This window comes from Vibrio sp. MED222 (genome assembly GCF_000153005.1).
GTDB lineage: Bacteria > Pseudomonadota > Gammaproteobacteria > Enterobacterales > Vibrionaceae > Vibrio > Vibrio tasmaniensis_A.
The window spans coordinates 196155-215688 of record NZ_CH902609.1 but is presented as its reverse complement, the minus strand read 5'-3'; the positions used below and the strand labels follow the sequence as shown (position 1 = coordinate 215688).

The 19534-nt window shown below is 41.3% G+C and carries 14 protein-coding genes; 12 read left to right on the top strand and 2 right to left on the bottom strand.

What is annotated here, in order from left to right:
- The first annotated feature begins 2 nt into the window (after nt 1–2).
- The 3 genes from MED222_RS21585 (at nt 3) to MED222_RS06180 (ending at nt 5799) form a co-directional block, all read left to right on the top strand.
- The gene (locus MED222_RS21585; RefSeq protein ID WP_083784128.1) at nt 3–3635 is read left to right on the top strand and encodes a glycosyltransferase; all 3633 of its coding nucleotides are present in this window, start codon (nt 3–5) and stop codon (nt 3633–3635) included.
- Between the two features lie 135 nt (nt 3636–3770).
- Complete coding sequence (locus MED222_RS06175) at nt 3771–4673, top strand: glycosyltransferase family 2 protein (protein WP_009847936.1); 903 nt, start codon at nt 3771–3773, stop codon at nt 4671–4673.
- A complete protein-coding gene (locus MED222_RS06180; protein WP_009847935.1) occupies nt 4666–5799 on the top strand; it encodes a glycosyltransferase family 4 protein in 1134 nt (377 codons plus the stop codon). The genes MED222_RS06175 and MED222_RS06180 overlap by 8 nt, the downstream gene beginning before the upstream one ends.
- Here MED222_RS06180 and MED222_RS06185 read toward each other — a convergent pair.
- Nucleotides 5789–7660, bottom strand: a complete 1872-nt coding sequence (locus MED222_RS06185) for a polysaccharide biosynthesis protein (RefSeq protein ID WP_009847934.1) — start codon at nt 7658–7660, stop codon at nt 5789–5791. The genes MED222_RS06180 and MED222_RS06185 overlap by 11 nt on opposite strands.
- A gap of 172 nt (nt 7661–7832) precedes the next feature.
- Between MED222_RS06185 and MED222_RS06190 the strand changes: the two genes are divergently transcribed.
- The 8 genes from MED222_RS06190 (at nt 7833) to gpmM (ending at nt 17443) form a co-directional block, all read left to right on the top strand.
- Nucleotides 7833–8777 carry a UDP-glucose 4-epimerase family protein gene (locus MED222_RS06190; protein WP_009847933.1) on the top strand — a complete coding sequence of 315 codons (945 nt, stop codon included), beginning with the start codon at nt 7833–7835 and terminating at the stop codon, nt 8775–8777.
- Nucleotides 8778–8888: 111 nt separating this feature from the next.
- Nucleotides 8889–9437: a sugar transferase gene (locus tag MED222_RS06195; protein WP_086027548.1), complete on the top strand. Its 549-nt coding sequence runs from the start codon at nt 8889–8891 to the stop codon at nt 9435–9437.
- A gap of 315 nt (nt 9438–9752) precedes the next feature.
- On the top strand, nt 9753–11492 hold the full coding sequence (locus MED222_RS06200; protein WP_009847931.1) for an SLC13 family permease: 1740 nt from the start codon (nt 9753–9755) through the stop codon (nt 11490–11492).
- A gap of 18 nt (nt 11493–11510) precedes the next feature.
- Nucleotides 11511–12425, top strand: a complete 915-nt coding sequence (gene cysD, locus MED222_RS06205; protein WP_009847930.1) for a sulfate adenylyltransferase subunit CysD — start codon at nt 11511–11513, stop codon at nt 12423–12425.
- Nucleotides 12426–12431: 6 nt separating this feature from the next.
- Nucleotides 12432–13079 (top strand): adenylyl-sulfate kinase, encoded by a 648-nt coding sequence (cysC, locus tag MED222_RS06210; protein ID WP_009847929.1) that lies wholly within the window; start codon nt 12432–12434, stop codon nt 13077–13079.
- Nucleotides 13079–14041, top strand: coding sequence for a hypothetical protein (locus tag MED222_RS06215; protein WP_009847928.1), 963 nt, complete (start codon nt 13079–13081; stop codon nt 14039–14041). Before cysC ends, MED222_RS06215 begins: the two co-directional genes overlap by 1 nt.
- A gap of 141 nt (nt 14042–14182) precedes the next feature.
- Entirely contained in the window at nt 14183–15589 is a 1407-nt protein-coding gene (gene cysN, locus MED222_RS06220; protein WP_009847927.1) for a sulfate adenylyltransferase subunit CysN, read from the top strand.
- Nucleotides 15590–15910: 321 nt separating this feature from the next.
- Nucleotides 15911–17443, top strand: coding sequence for a 2,3-bisphosphoglycerate-independent phosphoglycerate mutase (gene gpmM, locus MED222_RS06225; RefSeq protein ID WP_009847926.1), 1533 nt, complete (start codon nt 15911–15913; stop codon nt 17441–17443).
- A 241-nt stretch (nt 17444–17684) separates the two neighbouring features.
- On the opposite strand, the gene MED222_RS06230 is transcribed toward gpmM, so the two are convergent.
- Complete coding sequence (locus MED222_RS06230) at nt 17685–19019, bottom strand: MATE family efflux transporter (protein WP_009847925.1); 1335 nt, start codon at nt 19017–19019, stop codon at nt 17685–17687.
- Between the two features lie 215 nt (nt 19020–19234).
- Here MED222_RS06230 and MED222_RS06235 point away from each other — a divergent pair, with 215 nt between their 5' ends.
- Nucleotides 19235–19525 (top strand): co-chaperone GroES, encoded by a 291-nt coding sequence (locus MED222_RS06235; protein WP_004733324.1) that lies wholly within the window; start codon nt 19235–19237, stop codon nt 19523–19525.
- The last annotated feature ends 9 nt before the right edge of the window (nt 19526–19534 follow it).

Here is a 19534-nt window from a genome sequence, read left to right as displayed (position 1 = left end):
TTATGAACGAATCGAGTCTTCCTCTAATTTCAATATGCATGGTTACTTATAATCATGAAAATTATATTTCAGATTCTATTGAAAGTTGTTTATCTCAAACTTATAAAAACTTTGAGCTAATTATTGTTGATAATAACTCTACAGATGGTACTGTTGAAATAGTAAGAAATTATGAATCTGAAAGCAATAAAATTAAATTAATTGCTCTGGATAATAATACCTTCCCTTCACATGCATCTAACTTGGCAATTAGATCTGCAAAGGGGGTTTATATTACTTTACTTTCAGGTGATGACCTTTATTACAATAACAAACTAGCAATGCAATTGAAGTTGATGCTTGAGAGTGGGGCTCGTTTTTCTTTCACTTGGGTCGACACAATTGATGATGAAAAAAATATATGTGGTCACGAATTATCTAAAATATTTAATAAGGATTTTAATAGTTTAGAGATAAAAAAACATTTCATTGATTGTGGAAATATGTTGTGTGCGACTTCAGCGATGTTACATAGAGGCATCTTTGAGGAGTATGGTTATTTCGATGAAAGGTTACTTCAACTTCAAGACTATGACATGTGGTTAAGGTTATCTTCTACTGAAGATATTACATTACTTAACCATAAATTGTCTGCGTATCGGGTGAGAGGAGACGGTGAGAATTTGAGTTTGGCTATCAACGACTCAAAGTTTTTCCGAAGTGAGTATGAACAGTTTCGCGTTGAACGTCGATTTTTAGATTTTGACCTAGAAGTATTGTCATCTGTCGTATGTTCTAAGTGTTCTGACTCCTCTAAATATCATAAATTACATGATTATCTAATTAGCATCGGTAAATTTGCATCGGCTAAGGCAATACTCGATGAGTTCTATACTCGTATTGGCGCTAATATTAATTTCCCTTCTGATAACTACAGTAAATTTTTTGACTTATACTCAAGATCTGACTTCTTCAGAAGCAAAGTTTTAGATGAAGTCAGTATTTTGACAGGTAAAAATAGCTCGTTAAATCATAAGGTTGAATTGTTAGAAGAGCAAGTCAATGCTCTTGATAGCACGGTTAACCGTTTAAGTGCTATTGAAAACTCTACTACTTGGAGAGCTGTACAGCCAATTATAAGTGTATTAATTAAACTGAAGAGAGCAAAGAGTCTCGTTCTTTATCTACCACGCATTATCCGTCAGAAAGGTCTTAGAAATACCCTAAAATATGCTTTTCAAGTCTTTAAGTCAGGCGGGCTACGCACCCTCGTACATACAGCTTTAAATAATTCAGCGAGAGGACATGTCCATAGTTTGACTGAGAGAGACTTTATCAACAAGCCTTCAGTATTAGCTCATGAAGTTTGTCTAAACTCCGTGACAATCATAGCTGAGTTAAGTATACAACAGTGTACTAAATACAGAGTTACACAGAAAAAGGAAATGCTGGAGCTACTAGGTTTTAAGTGCGAAGTGGTTTCTTGGACTGATTACTATCAGTCGAGAACGAGTATATCCCATTCGTCAGTAGTTATTTTTTATCGGGTTCCGAGCACTGATACTGTATTGGCTTTGATTGAAGAGTGTAAACGCCTCAATGTAAAAACTTTTTGGGAAGTCGATGACCTTATCTTTAACGAAGCTATACTAGCAGAAAGTAAAACTGTTAGTGATCTCTCGAGTGAAGTTAGAACTCAAGTTTTGGAAGGCGCTAATTCTTATAAGCAAGCACTTCTTGCGTGTGATATGGCAATTGCTTCGACCTCTGGTTTAGCTGAGTCTATGAATGCTGAAGGAGTTGAAAATGTTTTCATACTTGAAAATTGCTTAGATTCAGAAACTCTTCAGCTAGCTAATGAGATATTAAAGAGTTCGGAAAAGAAACAGAAAATAGATAATAAGATTAGGATAGTATATGGGTCAGGCACATCAACTCATAATATTGATTTCGAAGAAGCCGCTTCGTCTATTGCGAAAGTACTGAGAGAAAACTCTCAGGTAATTTTTAGAATCATAGGTTTACTGGAGCTACCATCCAGCTTTGATGGCCTTGATGCTCAAGTAGAACGCTTTGAACTTTGTAGCTACTCTGAGTATTTACGCTTGCTATCTGAGTGCGATATCAGTATTGCACCCTTAGAGAAATATATATTTAATGAAGCTAAAAGTAATATTAAATATATCGAAGCATCTATAGTAAAACTTCCTTCAGTATCGTCTCCTTTGAGTGCCTTTATCGATGTCATCGACGATGGGGTAAATGGTTATATAGCTAGTGATCAGGTTGAGTGGTTTGACAAGCTGACAAAGCTTGTTTGTTGTGAGCAAACGCGACAAGACATGGCGATTAATGCAAATACTACAGTCTTGGCCCGCTATAATACAGAATCGATAGCAAACACTCAGTTAATGCCAATTGTAAGAGACTATAGTTGTATTAAGACCAAACCAAGAATAGTTGTATTCAACGTTTTTTATTCTCCAAGGTCTTTTGGTGGTGCTACGATTGTCACAGAGCAAATAAATAAGCTTTTACAAAAACATAAAGGCTATGAAGTGTATGTGGTTACTACTCTTCCTGTTGATGATGCTTTACGAGCTTACGAGCCTGTTCGTTATGAGGTAGAAGGTGTAACTGTATTCGGTGTACCTGTACCAAATGAGGATATGGAACTTTACAATAACAAATCAATTGTAAAGCCAGTAGCAAAAATATTAGAGGTGGTTAAGCCTGATCTGGCTCATGCACATTGCTTGCAAGGACTGGGAATCGGTGCTCTTCAAAGTTGCATTGATAAAAATATAAACTATATTGTTACTGTTCATGATGCTTGGTGGTTATGTTATAAGCAGTTTATGATCGATTCAAAAGGTGAGTTCTGTGGTCAAGATAAAATTGATTTAAGCAAGTGTAAGAACTGTACAGATAATCAAAAAACGCCTTCACTTCGAGATGCTGAACTCAGGCACTATCTCAAAAATGCATGTGAAGTTTTAGCTCCGAGTAGTTATACTGCAGAGCTTCATGATCTCAATAATATGCACCCTAAGCCTTTAACCGTTGATAGAAATGGTATTCTTATGCCTAAAGCATCAATAGTTAAAAAATTTGACGGTAGTATAACTTTTGGTTATGTCGGCGGAAATACTCCTATTAAAGGCAGCGACTTGGTATTAAAAGCTTTCTCTAATGTTAATAATTCTAAAGCTTTTTTGAAAATAGTTGATAATATGATAAATTTAGGACATAAGTCTTATCCGGATCATGTTGTATCTAGCATAAATAACTGCACTATAGTTCCTGGGTATAACCAAAATAATATTGATGATTTTTTTGAATCTATCGATGTGTTGTTATTCCCCTCAAGATGTAAAGAAAGCTTTGGTCTTACCGTCAGGGAGGCTATTGCTAGAAATGTTTGGGTTATTACTACTGATTCCGGTGGTGTTACAGAGTGTATTATTGAAGGAGAAAATGGGAATGTTATTCCATTTTCTTCTGATTCAAAGAAGTTAGAGAATGCAATAAATAATGTTATCACCCATTATGAGAAGCTGAAGCTTGGAGATGATGTTGACTTGCCTAAAGATTCAATCGCATATTTTAGTGATCAAGTAGATAATCTTGATGGAATATACAAATCATACCTTTAATAATAAATGATCTGGTTGGGTTGAATTATATAATTTTTAACCCACTCCTTAATTGAGAAATTGTCGTCATTTTATTTTTCGGTTGTTATTAGTTGTGGTTATAATCAGTGTTTAAAATTAAATGATGATAAATTTATGCTTGAAAACAAAAAAGAAGTTTCTGCGATAATTATTACGTTCAATCCCGTCCAAGAAGAACTTAAGTTATTAGTCGACAAATTGAAGCTACAAGTTTCGAAAATTTATATAATTGATAATAATTCCTCTGTGCCAATAGATATAGATGACTCTGAACAAGTCGAAGTGACATTTTTATCGGACAACATGGGGATTGCATATGCTCAAAATATTGGTATTAACAAGGCATTAAATGAGGGTTTTATTGACTTTATTTTGTTTGATCAAGACAGTGTTCCATCTGAATCAATGGTAAAAGAGTTGTTTATAGCTCGACAAGCAGCTCAATTTGAAGGTCAAAGAGTTGCAGCCGTTGGTCCTGTTCATATAGATCAAGATACATTTTCTGAATGTTTGTTTATTCGTACATCTAGGTATAGTGTCAATAGGTTCTTGTCGAGTGATAGAAGTGAAAATACCTTTTCTCCATGTGACTTTCTGATAGCTTCTGGTTGCCTTATTTCAAAGGCTACGCTTGATGATATTGGTTATATGGAAGAGGGGCTATTCATTGATTGTGTTGATATTGAATGGGGATTTAGAGCGAAGAGTAAAAATTATGTTTGTATCGCTGCATTTAATGCGAAAATGTATCATAAGGTTGGCGGTGCTCCGTTGAAAGTTTTAGGTCAAAGCCTTACAACTCATTCCCCAGTACGTCATTATTACTATTATCGTAATTTTTGCCGTTTGCTACAAAGGGCATACATACCATTGAGTTGGAAAGTTTATACTCTTATAAGATCAAGCTTACAAGCACTTATTTTTTGTGTATTTCTCAAACCTAGGTTTATGCAATTTAGATGTATTATAAAAGGGGTTTTTCACGGTCTAACCAATCGAAGTGGCAAGTATGAGTAAAAAGATCGTTTACGTAATAAATGTTGATTGGTACTTTCGTCTTCACTGGTTAGAGCGAGCAGAGTACTTCCAATCTTTAGGTTTTGATATTCATATTGTTAGTAGCTTTTCAAATGATGCGATTAAAAATGAATTGGAATCTAAAGGTTTTATTTGTCATCAGTTATCTGTAAAAAGAAAAAGTGTTAACCTTCTTCGAGAGATCGGTAGTATTTTCCGCCTTAAGAGAATATTAGATGAAATTGAACCTGAATTGATACATTGTGTGACAATTAAGCCTAATATATATGCAGGCTTGCTAAATAGATTGTTTTTTAATAAACCGATAATCTATAGTGTAACTGGGTTAGGCGCAGTTTTTAGTTCTAATTCAATTAAATTCAATCTCTTAAGACGTATCATTACTACGCTCTATAAGTCGATCTCTTCTTCTAAATCACGTTTCATTTTTGAAAACAACGAAGATTATCAACTATTTGATGAAATTGGTGTTTTAAAGTACGAAAATGGTCGAGTTGTCAAAGGTGCCGGAATTGATCTAGCTCGCTTTTCTCCTTCAATGTCACCTCTAAATAAGAGTGTTTTGTTCGGTGCTAGACTTTTGAACGAAAAAGGGTTGGCCTGTTTAGTCGAAGCAAAGCAGATTTTAGAAAGCCAAGGTGTTGAATTCACGCTTAATGTTGCGGGGATTATTGATAGCGACGTTTCTTCTGCTATTCCTCTTAGTCAAGTAGAGGCTTGGGCAAGCTCTGGTGATATTAATTGGCTAGGTAACGTGCAAAATATGCCTAAGCTAATAAAAGAAAACGATATAGTGTGTTTGCCTACTACATATGGTGAAGGTGTCCCTCGAATCTTAATCGAGGCAGCTTCTTGCCAAAGAGCGATAATCACAACTGATGTTGTTGGTTGTCGTGAAATCGTATCTCATAATGTTAACGGTTTACTGGCGCAACCAGGAGATGCAATTTCACTTGCTAACTGTTTACGCGCGTTGCTTGAGAATGATGAAAAAACTCTTGAATTTGGCGTTAGGGGGCGTCAAAAAGTTGAAACAGAGTTTTCTCAAGAAATGGTATTTGAAAAAACTCTAAAGGTTTACGATGAGCTTGGTGCTATCCGTTAGCATTGGGTTTATACCCAGTAGGGGCATCTAATAGAATCCTCATAATGCATTCTTCATCAAAGTTATGGCAACACCTATCGAGCTGTTCCAAAAGTGGCTGCATTTCACTCCAACTCAACATCTGCTCTCTGGCTGTCATTATCTTTTGATGGCCACTACCTTCCACATTGTCCCCAATCAAAAGCTCTTCATAAAGCTTTTCTCCTGGGCGTAATCCTGTGAACTTTATAGAAATATCGCCCTCTTGAGGTGATCCTTCTATATTTTCTTGCATACCCATTAGGTGAATCATTCGTTTCGCTAGGTCTAAAATCTTGACTGGCTCGCCCATATCAAGAACGAACACCTGACCATTGTTACCCATGGCCCCTGCTTGGATAACAAGTTGGGCTGCTTCGGGGATCAGCATGAAATAACGAATGATATCAGGGTGAGTTACGGTTACAGGGCCGCCACATTTGATTTGCTTTTTGAATAATGGAACAACCGAGCCCGAAGAGCCTAGAACATTACCAAAACGTACCATTGTGAAATTTGTGGTGTCTTGCTTATCTGCCAACGCTTGAAGAACCAACTCAGCCATGCGCTTGGTTGCCCCCATTACGTTAGTTGGTCTCACTGCTTTATCTGTTGAGATTAGAGTGAAGTTTTTTACCCCTGTTTGGATCGCAGCTTCAGCGCAAGCAAGTGTGCCAAACACATTATTACGAACGCCTTCAACAATATTATCTTCAACTAACGGAACATGTTTATATGCTGCAGCATGGTAAACAGTTTCAACGCCATGCGCTGTCATCAATTTTTCTAAGCGGTTTTGTCTCTGAACGGAGCCAAGAGCTGCAACGATTTGAGTTTCGCTTTTTAAATTTATTTTGGTCGAATTTAGTTCTTGGTCGATTTTATAAAGGTTGTATTCATTTAGCTCAAACAGCACAAGTGTTTTGGGTTTCTGTGACATGATTTGACGACACAGCTCAGAGCCAATAGAGCCTCCGGCGCCAGTAACCATTACATTCTTATTGAAAATGTTTTGTGCTAAAAGTGCCTTGTCAGGGTCCACAGCAGCTCTTCCAAGTAGATCTGCAACGTCTAAGTCTTTTACGTCAGTTGCTGTCGCTTTTCCTGTAGCAATATCTTCTACTGATGGAACGGATTGCACTGCGATTGGCCAATGTGACAATTTTTCAACCAATCTCAAGCGCTCACCTTTATTAATCCCATTAATGGCCAAAAGCAGCTTTACGGGTTGATAAAGTGATTGAAGGTGTTCAAATTCACTTGAGTGGTGGACCTTAAGTCCAAATAATATTTGACCTGACTTTGTAGGGTCGTCATCAAGTAATACGACTGGATTGTATTCATCCCCCTGAATCAGAGCATATGTTAAGTCGCGACCGGTAGCCCCTGCGCCATAAATAAACACATTGGGCTTTTGACGCTTAAACCAATGATAATAAATTGAACGGATAAGTATTCTGGGGCCACCTAGCGTCAGGGTTGCCAAGCCCGCATATATAAATGGGACACTTCTAGGGATGAACGATTGGAAAAAAAATCCACTCATTATTAAAGCTAGGGTCGATATTATAACGCCAAAGAAAATGTTGCCCACGGCTGGTAGCATCATATAACGTAGGACAGCTCGGTACATTCCTAATTTAATGAAGCTATAAATTGTGATTGAAACAGTAATAAAAAGAGTGATTAGTTCCTCTATTTCGACTGAAAAAAAAGCATTTCCAAGCCTTAAGGCAATGGCTAGATAGAGTGAAATCACGATAGCGAAAATATCATAGCCAATACTGATGAAACGCTTGTTCTTGCGTTTGGCATTAAGCAATATATGTATTGGTCTGATCATGGTGTTCCTTAGCGAGCCACTGAGCGTCTTAAGTTTGATGATTATAGTTTTTAGACTGTATTTTAATGTTGTTGAGTGCGGTAAGCTAGTTGTAATTGATTGTTATGTGTCACTCGGTACGTTTACTGTTAATATTGTTTGTTATTTGTTCTACTTTTAGGCTTTTTGCATTATGAGAATTGTAGTCACAGGCAGCACTGGTTTTGTCGGCTCTAGAGTTGTTGAGTTGGCTAGAGAGCGTGACTGGGCAGTCACTCCGGTTGTGCGTAAGCAAATAGGTCCACTAACTAATAGCTTGGTTGTTCCTTCTATTGGCGCATCTACTGATTGGTCGGGTTCATTCGAAGGTGTCGATTGTGTTGTTCACTGTGCAGCTCGTGTTCATCAAATGAATGAGGTCGAGCAAGATGCAGTGATAGCCTATCGAGATATTAATACACTGGGTACATTGAACTTAGCGAAGCAGGCAGCTGATGCGGGCGTTAAGAGATTTGTCTTTGTTAGTTCGATCAAAGTAAACGGTGAGTTTAGCGAGCCCAATTTACCCTTTGGGCCGAATTTAAATAATACTCCTCAAGACCCTTACAGTTTGAGTAAGTATGAAGCTGAAGTTGAGGTGGCTAAGCTCTCAAAAGATACAGGGTTAGAAGTGGTTATTATCAGGCCGCCATTAGTTTATGGACCTGGCGTAAAAGCGAATTTCTTATCTATGATGCGTTTGATTGACAAGGGTATTCCATTACCGTTTGGTGCCATAAAGAACCGTCGAAGCTTGGTGTATCTGGATAATCTATCCAGTTTGATACTGGTGTGCTGTGAACACCCTTTGGCTCCAGGGCATACATTTTTGGCTTCTGATGACCATGATGTATCGACAACTCAATTAATGCGAACAATTGCTCTATCTATGGGAAAAACACCGAGGCTTATACCCGTTCCTATGTCTTGGATAGAGCTGAGTGCTTCAGTGTTAAAAAAACAACAAGTCGCACAAAGAGTATGTGGCAACCTCCAAGTTGATATTTGTTTGACGAAGGAAATTCTGGGGTGGACACCTCCCGTGACCTTTAAGCAAGGAATCAAAAGAACAGTAGAAGCGTACTTGAAGTCGCATTGATGTGTTTTAGATAGCTTGTTACTTTCTTATCCATAAGTTCTTCAGGTGTTTTTGATTAATTAGTAGTACTTATATCGCCCCAGTTTTTAATTCAAATTTAATAGGACTTATATTTTGATTCGTTTATTGGATTTCTTTTTTGCTCTCTTTGGTCTGTTGTTCCTGTGGCCAGTATTTCTCCTTATTTGTATCCTTGGTTACTTTGATACAAGGTCGCCTGTCTTTTTTCAAACGCGTGTAGGTCGTAACAAAAAACCTTTCACCTTGGTTAAATTCCGCACAATGCCTGTCGAAACAAAATCTGTCGCGACTCATTTAGTTGGAGCGAGTTCAGTGACCAAGCTCGGTGGATTCCTGCGTAAAACCAAGCTTGATGAACTGCCTCAGCTATACAACGTGCTTAAAGGTGAAATGAGTTTAGTTGGCCCAAGACCATGTCTGTTTAACCAACAAGAGTTGATTGATGAGAGAGAGTCGAGAGGAGTATTGTCGGTTAGGCCTGGTGTGACGGGATTGGCTCAAATCAATGATATCGACATGTCGACACCGAAAAAATTAGCGGAGTGGGATCAACGCATGATTAACACGTTGAATACTAAGTTTTACTTCCAATACATTATTCAAACAGTATTAGGTAAAGGCTCGGGCGACCGCGTTTAATTTTTCTCTTGCTTTCTTACGTATCTTTGACGTTTTTTAGAATCAGTCTTGTATTGTAAGAGGCTTAGGCAAGGGGCTAAACCTGTAGTGAATGTGGCTGTTTAGAGCGTAGGTTATTGAATGATAAGCACAACTTTAAGTAGCGAAGTCAGTGTTCGTTAGTGAATTTTAGTGTTGACGAGAGCCATGAACTGACACTTGTATTTCCCTGTTTTATGGTGTCACTATACTTAAGCCTATAACGTCACCATGATAGGCTGTTCTCTTTGGTGTTTGTATTCTCATACCTTAATTCGTTTATTTGGAGCATTGGTTTTGCTTGATTGGTTAATTAATCCTGCTGTTCAGGTACTTGGCTTATTCGTTGCAACAATTTGCGGCTTGATACGCTTTCAATCTCAGTCTGATAGAGTGTTTGGTGTATTGTTGTTAGTGCTTTTTACCAGCTCTCTTGTTACGACAGAGCAGGTTATCCAAAGCTTTTCAAATATGGGTTTATTAACTTTGATGCTGTTGGTTATTTGCTCTGTAGCATTAGAGAAAACGAAGCTACTAAGAGTAGTTACCAACTATGTTATTGGACCTAACTATCGTTTCACCTTGCTCAGGTTATTCAGCTTAACCACTTTTTCTTCAGCGATATTGAACAATACTGCGGTCGTTTCCACTATGTTGGCACCGATCCGCAACAACCCGCATCACAAAGCCAGTAAACTACTTATCCCTCTTTCTTATGCTGCCATACTGGGTGGAACCTTAACCTTAGTTGGAACGTCCACTAACTTAATCGTCAATAGTTTGGTTATCGACTCAGGTTTGCCCAGTTTGAGGTTTTTCGACTTTACCGTGGTGGGCTTATGTTTGGTTGTGGGTTGTGGGGTGCTTTTGTTTGCATTAAGCCCATTATTGCCAGAGTACGACAAGAACCAAGTTCAGATCCGTGATTATATTATCGATACTGAAGTCGCTTCAGATTCAGAGCTAATCGGAAAGTCTGTAGAGCAAAATGGTCTTCGACATTTAGAGTCGTTATTTTTGGTCGAAATATTGAGAGAGGGGCGCTTGATATCGCCTGTGACTCCTCAAGAGGTTATTGCACCCAATGATCGCTTGTTGTTTAGTGGTGACGTTAAGAAGATCACGATACTAAGGGAATTCAATGGGCTTTCTTTGTTTGCGAGTAATAGTGGCTTACCCCTTGATAATCTCTCCGAAGTGGTTATTAAACCGGAAAGTAACTTGGTCGGAAAAACACTTAAACATTCAGGCTTTCGTGCTTTGTTTGATGCTGCTGTCGTTGCGATTAAACGCGATGGGGTGGCGTTGTCGGGTAAGCTTGGTGAAGTGACGCTTGAGGCTGGTGACTACTTAGTGCTTGCAGTGGGAAACGATCACTATTCAAGAAATAATATCCGTAAGAATTTTTATTTATTGAGCGAAGTTGAAACGGATCAGTGCTTAAGTGGGTGGAGAGAAAAGCTGACTGTTGTTGGGTTTCTCGGTTCTATCTTGTTGGCGGCGTTAGGTGTTGTGTCTCTTTTTAAAGTGATGTTGATATTATTAGGTGCACTTTTGTTGTCTGGGTGTTTAACGGCTAATGAGGTTCTGCAGCGTTTACCTAAAAATGTTTGGTTAATTATATCCTCCGCCCTGCTCTTGTCTCAGGCTTTAACAAATAGTGGTGCTTTGGGTGGGCTAGAAACAATGGTTCATTCATATGATTATTTGTTTACTCCACTGACGGGCTTGATTGTTGTTTATTTGTTGGCGTGGTTAATGACAGAGTTGGTCACTAACAATGCGGCGGCTGCACTCGTACTTCCTATTGGAATCGAATTGGCTTCGAGTTTATCTGCAAACCCTCAAGCGTATATACTTGCAGTCGCGTTTGGTGCTAGCGCCAGTTTTATTAGCCCATATGGTTACCAAACTAACTTGATGGTGTTTAATGCGGGACAGTATAAGCTGCAAGATTTTGTGAAAGTAGGCGTACCGATGTGCCTGCTTTATGGCTTGATTGTGTTAATCGCAATACCTGCCTTTATTGGATTGTAATTTAAGGACTTCTTTGAAATGAATATTTCTTCAGAGCGTATGACTCATCTAAAGCAATTAGAAGCTGAGTCTATTCATATCATGCGTGAGGTTGCCGCTGAGTTTGATAACCCGGTAATGCTATATTCTGTCGGTAAAGATTCTTCGGTGATGCTCCACCTAGCACAAAAAGCATTTGCGCCAGCGACGCCTCCGTTCCCGTTAATGCACGTAGATACCACGTGGAAGTTTAAAGAAATGATTCAGTTTCGTGACTATATGGCGGAAAAAGTGGGTATGAAGTTGATTGTGCATCAAAACCCTGAAGGGGTAGAGATGGACATCAGCCCATTTGTCCATGGCAGCTCTGTACATACTGATATCATGAAAACCCAAGGCTTGAAGCAAGCTCTGGACAAGCATGGTTTTGATGCTGCATTTGGAGGCGCACGGCGTGATGAAGAAAAATCTCGCGCCAAAGAGCGTGTATATTCTTTCCGCGATGAACATCACCGCTGGGACCCGAAAAACCAACGTCCTGAGCTATGGAATGTGTATAACGGTAAAGTAAATAAAGGCGAGAGCATTCGTGTGTTCCCTTTATCAAACTGGACTGAGCTGGATATCTGGCAATACATCTACCTTGAGAATATTGAAATCCCAGGATTATACCTAGCGGCAAAACGTCCAGTGATTAAGCGTGACGGTATGCTCATAATGAAAGACGATGAGCGGATGGAGCTCAAAGAAGGTGAGGTGATTGAAGAAAAGATGGTTCGTTTCCGCACACTTGGCTGTTACCCGTTGACGGGTGCGGTAGAGTCTGAAGCCGCAACGCTGCCAGAAATTATCCAAGAGATGCTACTCACCACAACGTCTGAACGCCAAGGCCGTGCTATTGATCATGATTCTTCTGGCTCAATGGAGAAGAAGAAACGCGAAGGGTATTTTTAAACTGTTATGACGACTCCATACCAACGTAAAAATAATGACTCGGTGAGTGACGATGTCGTGTGGCATAACTCAACAGTGACCCATCAAGATCGTGTGGCTCAAAAAGGGCAAAATCCAGTCATACTTTGGTTCACAGGTTTAAGTGGTTCTGGTAAATCCACCGTCGCAAATGCCGTTGAAAGTAAACTGCTGCAAATGGGCAAGCACAGTTATCTGCTTGATGGCGATAATGTGCGTCATGGCCTCAATCAAGATTTAGGTTTTTCAGATTCAGACCGCATTGAAAATATCCGCCGCATCGGTGAGGTAGCTAAGCTGTTTGTTGATGCGGGCAATATTGTGTTAACTGCGTTTATCTCACCGTTTATTTCTGATCGCCAACAAGTGCGTGAATTGGTAACTGAAGGTGAATTTCTTGAAGTGTTTGTCGATACCCCGCTAGAGGTGTGTGAAGCACGCGACCCTAAAGGGCTCTACAAGAAAGCACGTGCCGGTGAGATTAAACACTTCACAGGCATCGACTCAGAATACCAAGCACCGGTGAATCCTGAAATCCATCTGCATACTGCAGAGCTATCTATTGAAGCTTGCGCGGATTTTGTCGTAGCTGAACTTGAGAAAAAAGGTTACTTGCAGTTAGGAGGGCAGTATTAATGCATTATGACGTATTTAATGGTGATGCAGATGGAATCATTGCACTACTGCAATTGCGATTCGCTGAGCCAAAAGAGTCCACTTTGACTACCGGTGTGAAGCGCGACATCAAATTGTTAAAACAAGTGGATATCGACAACGCCAGATCAGTGACGGTGCTGGATATATCCATGGAGAAGAATTTACCAGATCTTGCAGCACTGCTACGCAACAACGTCAAAGTTTTCTACTGCGACCATCATCGTAGTGGCGATATCCCAAAATCTGAAAACCTTGACGTATTAATCAATCTTGATGCGGAAATCTGCACCAGTTTATTGATTAACCAACGGCTAGGCGGTAAACACGCTAAGTGGGCTGTGGCTGCGGCATTTGGTGATAACCTATTTTCTTCTGCCCAGAAGTTGGCACAAGAGATTGGCCTGAGCGAATCAGAGATCGAGTTCTTAAAAGAGTTAGGTACTTTGATTAACTATAACGGTTATGGTGCAACGCTGAGCGATTTACACATAGAGCCAGCAGCGCTCTATTTGCAACTCATTGGCTACGTCGATCCGCTATCGCTACTCGATGACGATAACTCGCCGTATCACACACTGAAGAAAGGCTACGAGCTAGACCGTAACCAAGTGTTGAGCATCACGCCAACTTACTCGGATACCCAATGTAAAGTGTTTGAGCTACCGTGTGAAGCTTGGGCAAGGCGCATTAGTGGTGTGTTTGGAAACGAGCTTGCAAATCAAAGCCCTGACTTAGCGCATGCAGTATTAACGCTAAACGCGAGCGAGCAAGATTACACGGTGAGCGTACGTGCACCATTAAACCACCGTGTTGGGGCCGATGATATCTGCTCGTCGTTTGCCACAGGTGGTGGCCGTAAAGCAGCCGCAGGCATTAACGCGTTAACGCTCGATGACAAGCAAAATTTCATCAACACGTTGTCAGCGTATTACGCTCATTAAATGAAATGTAATTGCAGAAGGTACACAGTCACTTTCTGCGATGTGGAGCTAAGGCTCCCATACTCTAGAGTGCAAAGCATTCGAGTAGACAACCCAATTATACAGGGCATTGAAGCCTGAAAAGAAGATTAGGAGAACGATATGTCTCACAGCTCAGAGCTTATCGCAACGGATATCGAAGCATATCTGAAAGTTCATGAAAACAAAGATTTATTGCGCTTCCTCACTTGCGGTAACGTTGATGATGGTAAGTCGACATTGATTGGTCGTCTGCTTTATGATTCAAAGTTGATTTACGAAGACCAAATGGCAGCGATTGAGAAAGACTCTCAGAAATTTAACACCACCGATGGTGATTTTGATCTGGCGCTTTTGGTGGATGGTCTGCAGTCAGAACGAGAGCAAGGTATTACGATTGATGTAGCATACCGCTACTTTTCAACGGATAAGCGCAAGTTCATCATCGCTGATACTCCAGGACACGAGCAGTACACGCGTAATATGGTGACGGGCGCTTCTACTTGTGAGTTAGCGATTGTAATGGTTGATGCTCGTTACGGTATTCAGACACAAACCCGCCGTCACAGCTATATCTGTAGCTTGTTGGGTATTAAGCACATCATTGTCGCTGTCAATAAAATGGACTTGATGGACTATAGTCAAGAGGTGTATCAGAAGATTAAGGCTGATTACCGTGAAATGGCAAAGAACTTCAACATCGATGATATCCGTTTTGTGCCGATTTCAGCCCTGAACGGAGACAACGTGGTGAAATCAAGTGAGGTGATGGATTGGTATCCAGGTGCAACGCTGATGAAGCTGCTTGAAACCGTCAAAATTGACCAAGATAAAGACCTCGAACATATGCGCTTTCCAGTGCAATACGTGAATCGCCCTAATCTAAACTTCCGTGGTTTCTGTGGCACGCTTGCGTCTGGTTTGGTGCAAGTGGGCGATGAAGTGACAGCGCTGCCATCAGGTAAGAGCTCTCGAGTAAAGTCGATTTATACCTTTGATGGTGATCTGGATACCGCACGTCCTGGTCAAGCGATCACGTTAATTCTTGAAGATGAGATTGATGTGTCACGGGGTGATATGCTGGTGCACAACGGTCATGAGCCAAAAGTCACCAATAAGGTCAATGCTCATATCGTATGGATGGGTGAGAACCCAATGCGTACGCATAAAGAGTACATCTTTAAGTTTGCGACCAAATCTTGTGTTGGTAAAGTGACTGGCATCCCTCATAAAATTGATGTCAATACATTAAAACAGCACGCCAAAGAGAGTGAAACGTTAGACCTTAACGAGATTGCTTTGTCTGAGATTGTATTGACGGACAAAATTGCTGTTGATACTTACCAAACACTACCACAAACTGGGTCATTCATTGTGATTGACCGTCATAATAATGTGACAGTAGGTGCGGGTATGGTTGAATCGGTATCGGATGAAAAAGAAGAAGGCCGTGTCTACTCTTCATCAGAAAAAGACTTGAATACCTACGTGCGCAAGCACTTCCCAGAGTGGGGGTGTGCAGAGATCTAACCTCATCAGGCTGCAGTATCGCACAGTACTTGGTCATTATGTTCTTAGGCAAAGGTGCGGAGATAGGGTGTGACGTATCACTTGTGGTGTGATTTCAACCTATTAGTAATCTAGATTCGTGCCTTAATTGCACTGCACCTGTAAGTTATCAGCGATATCATGTCGCTGACTTTATTCATTAAGTGACGCTTTTTTTCATATCCGATCATCCTACCTGCGACGTTTCTTGATCTTCCGCTACAGTTTTGACTGTAAACTGTAGTAAAATTACGCTAATTTGTTTTTATACCGATTTATTTTGAATTGAACGAGGTCAGTCCTATGTCAGCTAAGAAGCCAATGGCTCTAGTGATCCTTGACGGTTACGGTTACCGTGAAGACAACCAAGACAACGCTATCGCGAACGCTAATACACCTGTATTAGACGGTCTTATTGCTAACCAACCTAACACGCTAATCTCGGCTTCTGGCTTAGATGTAGGCCTACCTGATGGCCAAATGGGTAACTCTGAAGTGGGTCACACCAACATCGGTGCGGGTCGTGTGGTATATCAAGATCTTACTCGTATTACTAAGTCAATTTCAGATGGAGAGTTCGGCCAAACTGAAGCGCTAGTGAATGCGGTTGATAAAGCGGTGAAAGCTGATAAAGCAGTGCACATCATGGGCCTTATGTCTCCAGGTGGCGTTCACTCTCATGAAGATCACATCTATGCAGCTGTTGAAATGGCAGCAGAGCGTGGCGCAGAGAAAATTTACCTACACGCATTCCTAGACGGTCGTGATACACCGCCACGTAGCGCAGAAAACACACTTGCACGTTTCCAAGAGCTATTCGCTAAGCTAGGTAAAGGTCGTGTTGCTTCGCTTATTGGTCGTTACTACGCAATGGACCGTGATAACAACTGGGATCGCGTTCAAGAATCTTACGACCTGCTGACTCAAGCAAAAGCAGAGTTCACATTCGACACTGCAGTAGCTGGCCTAGAAGCGGCTTACGCTCGTGACGAAAACGATGAGTTCGTGAAAGCGACTGAAATTAAAGCGGAAGGCGAAGAGTCTGCCGCTATCGTTGATGGCGATGCGGTTATCTTCATGAACTACCGTGCTGACCGTGCTCGTGAAATCACACGTGCATTCGTTCCTGATTTCGATGGTTTTGCTCGTAACGCATTCCCAGCGATCGATTTCGTGATGCTAACTCAATACGCAGCAGATATTCCTCTTCTATGTGCATTCCCACCGGCTTCTCTAGAGAACACCTACGGTGAATGGCTATCGAAAGAAGGCAAAACGCAGCTACGTATCTCTGAAACAGAGAAATACGCGCACGTGACGTTCTTCTTCAACGGCGGCAAAGAAGACGAGTTTGAAGGCGAAGAGCGTCAGCTTGTTGCTTCTCCAAAAGTAGCAACGTACGACCTGCAACCAGAAATGAGCGCGCCAGAGCTAACTGAAAAGCTAGTTGCAGCAATCAAAGGCGGCAAATACGACGCTATCGTGTGTAACTTCCCTAACTGTGACATGGTTGGCCACACTGGCGTTTACGATGCAGCGGTTAAAGCGGTAGAGTCGCTAGACGAATGTCTTGGCAAAGTGGTTGAAGCAATCAAAGAAGCCGATGGCCAACTGCTTATCACCGCTGACCACGGTAACGCGGAAATGATGGTAAACCCAGAAACGGGCGGCATCCACACTGCACACACTAACCTACCAGTGCCACTTATCTACGTAGGTAGTAAAGACGTTGAGTTCAAAGAAGGCGGTAAACTGTCTGATCTTGCACCAACGATGCTTTCTCTGTCTGGTATTGATATCCCAGTTGAAATGTCAGGTGACGTGATCGTTAAGTAGTTACTGTTTTAGATAAATAGTTTTAACTTTCATTGAATACTAGAACGGCTGCGCGTGAGTGTAGCCGTTTTTTTGTATCTGGAGTTTGAGGAATAGATTATCGTTTACTCGTTACCTTCTTATCCCGTCATTCCAGAATTGAGGAACGAAATATCTGGAATCTTATGTTTAGTATAGCTTGTCATACATAAAGAGAGATTCCCTATCACGCTCGTCCCTCGCTGTAGGCAATAACAGAGAGTTATTTGCTAGCTTGAGCTCTCACACGAAGCGCAAACAAATACCCTGAAATACCCCCCATGATGTTCCCTAATGCTAAGCCGATAAACAACCCTTCGACGCCATCAATTTGGCTGCCTATCCAAGCAAACGGCAATGTAAATACGAACAGGCGCATGAAGCTCCATTGAAAGGCTTTGAGTGGTTGATGCATGGCATTCATCGCGCTGATCAGCATCATTACAATGCCTTGGAATCCATAGCTAAAGGGGACAACTAACAAGTAATGCCACAAGATGCCTCGCACAGACTCTTCTTGAGAAAATAGGGCGGCTAAAGGGATGCTCAATGGCACCATCATTAAGAAAATCAAACCTTGGAACATCACCGCAAAGCGCATGCTTAAGAACAGAGCTTTGAAACTACGCTGTGGATTATCAGCGCCAAAGTTCTGTGCCATGAAAGGCGTGAGGGCAGAAGTTAAAGACATCAACACGATGATCAAAATTGATTCAATACGCTGGGCAGCTCCGTAAGCTGCCACTGCTTCTGTTCCTTGTTTGGCTAACATCATCATGATTATGGCGCCAGCAAGTGGGTTCAGAGCATTAGAAAGAGCAGCGGGTGTGCCGATGGTTAAGATCTGTTTCCAGTCATCGATGATGCTTTTTAGTTTGGGCGGAGCAAGCAGTTTTGCTCGTATGGATAACACATACAGTGAACCACATAACGCACCAAACCAACTGAAGCCACTGGCAATGGCTGCGCCCTGAATCCCTAGCTCTGGGAAAGGACCGTAACCGAAGATCAGCAGCGGGTCGAGAATGCCGTTAATAAGGCCGGCCAGCATCATAATCTTGGCGGGTGTTTTGGTGTCGCCACTGGCTCGTATTGCGCTGTTGCCTGCCATAGGAATAACAAGCAGCGGTATCGCTAAATACCAAACCGACATGTACTCGGATATCAGTGGCAGTAACTCGGGTTCTGCCCCCAATAAGGCAAACATGGGTTCAAGTGTTACAAGCCCCAGAGTTGATGCAAAACCAACAAGAAGCACCGCAAGTAATAAACCGTGACAAGTAAAGCGAGCTGCATTTTGCGCGCAACCTTGGCCAAGTAATCTTCCAATACATGTCGACAAGCCAATGCCTATGCCCATGGTAATGCAGTTTATGGCGAAGGTGACTGGGAAGGTAAAGCTCACCGCTGCGAGTGCTTGTGTGCCGAGCAATGAGATAAAGAAAGTATCGACAAGGTTAAACATCAAGATCGCCACCATGCCGAAGATAGTCGGTATGGTCATGGTGCGTAGAGTCTGTGCTATCGGGGCCGTGAGAAGCCCATGCTTATCTTGCATGTAAAACGCCGTTGGAACTAAAACCGTAGGATAAACAGATGTGGGATACGAGTAAACGAAAAGCAAGGAAAGATGAGGGGTGAGAATCTGCTCTTTCGATCACAATTTTTTCTTTCCCCCCTTGGGTTCTTCCACATCGCCCCAACATACTCTTTAACCCCATGCCAATCGTGGCAACTATCATATTAAATGGAAATTATCAGGAGATACGACCGATGAATATCCGTCCTCTACACGACCGAGTTATCGTTGAGCGCCAAGAAGTTGAATCTAAATCTGCTGGTGGCATCGTTCTAACAGGTTCTGCCGCTGAAAAATCAACGCGCGGTACTATTCTAGCTGTTGGTAAAGGCCGCATTCTAGAAAATGGTTCAGTACAACCATTGGACGTTAAAGTTGGCGATACCGTTATCTTCTCTGAAGGCTACGGCACTAAAACTGAAAAGATCGACGGCAAAGAAGTTCTGATCATGTCTGAAAACGACATCATGGCGATCGTTGAGTAATCCGACCCA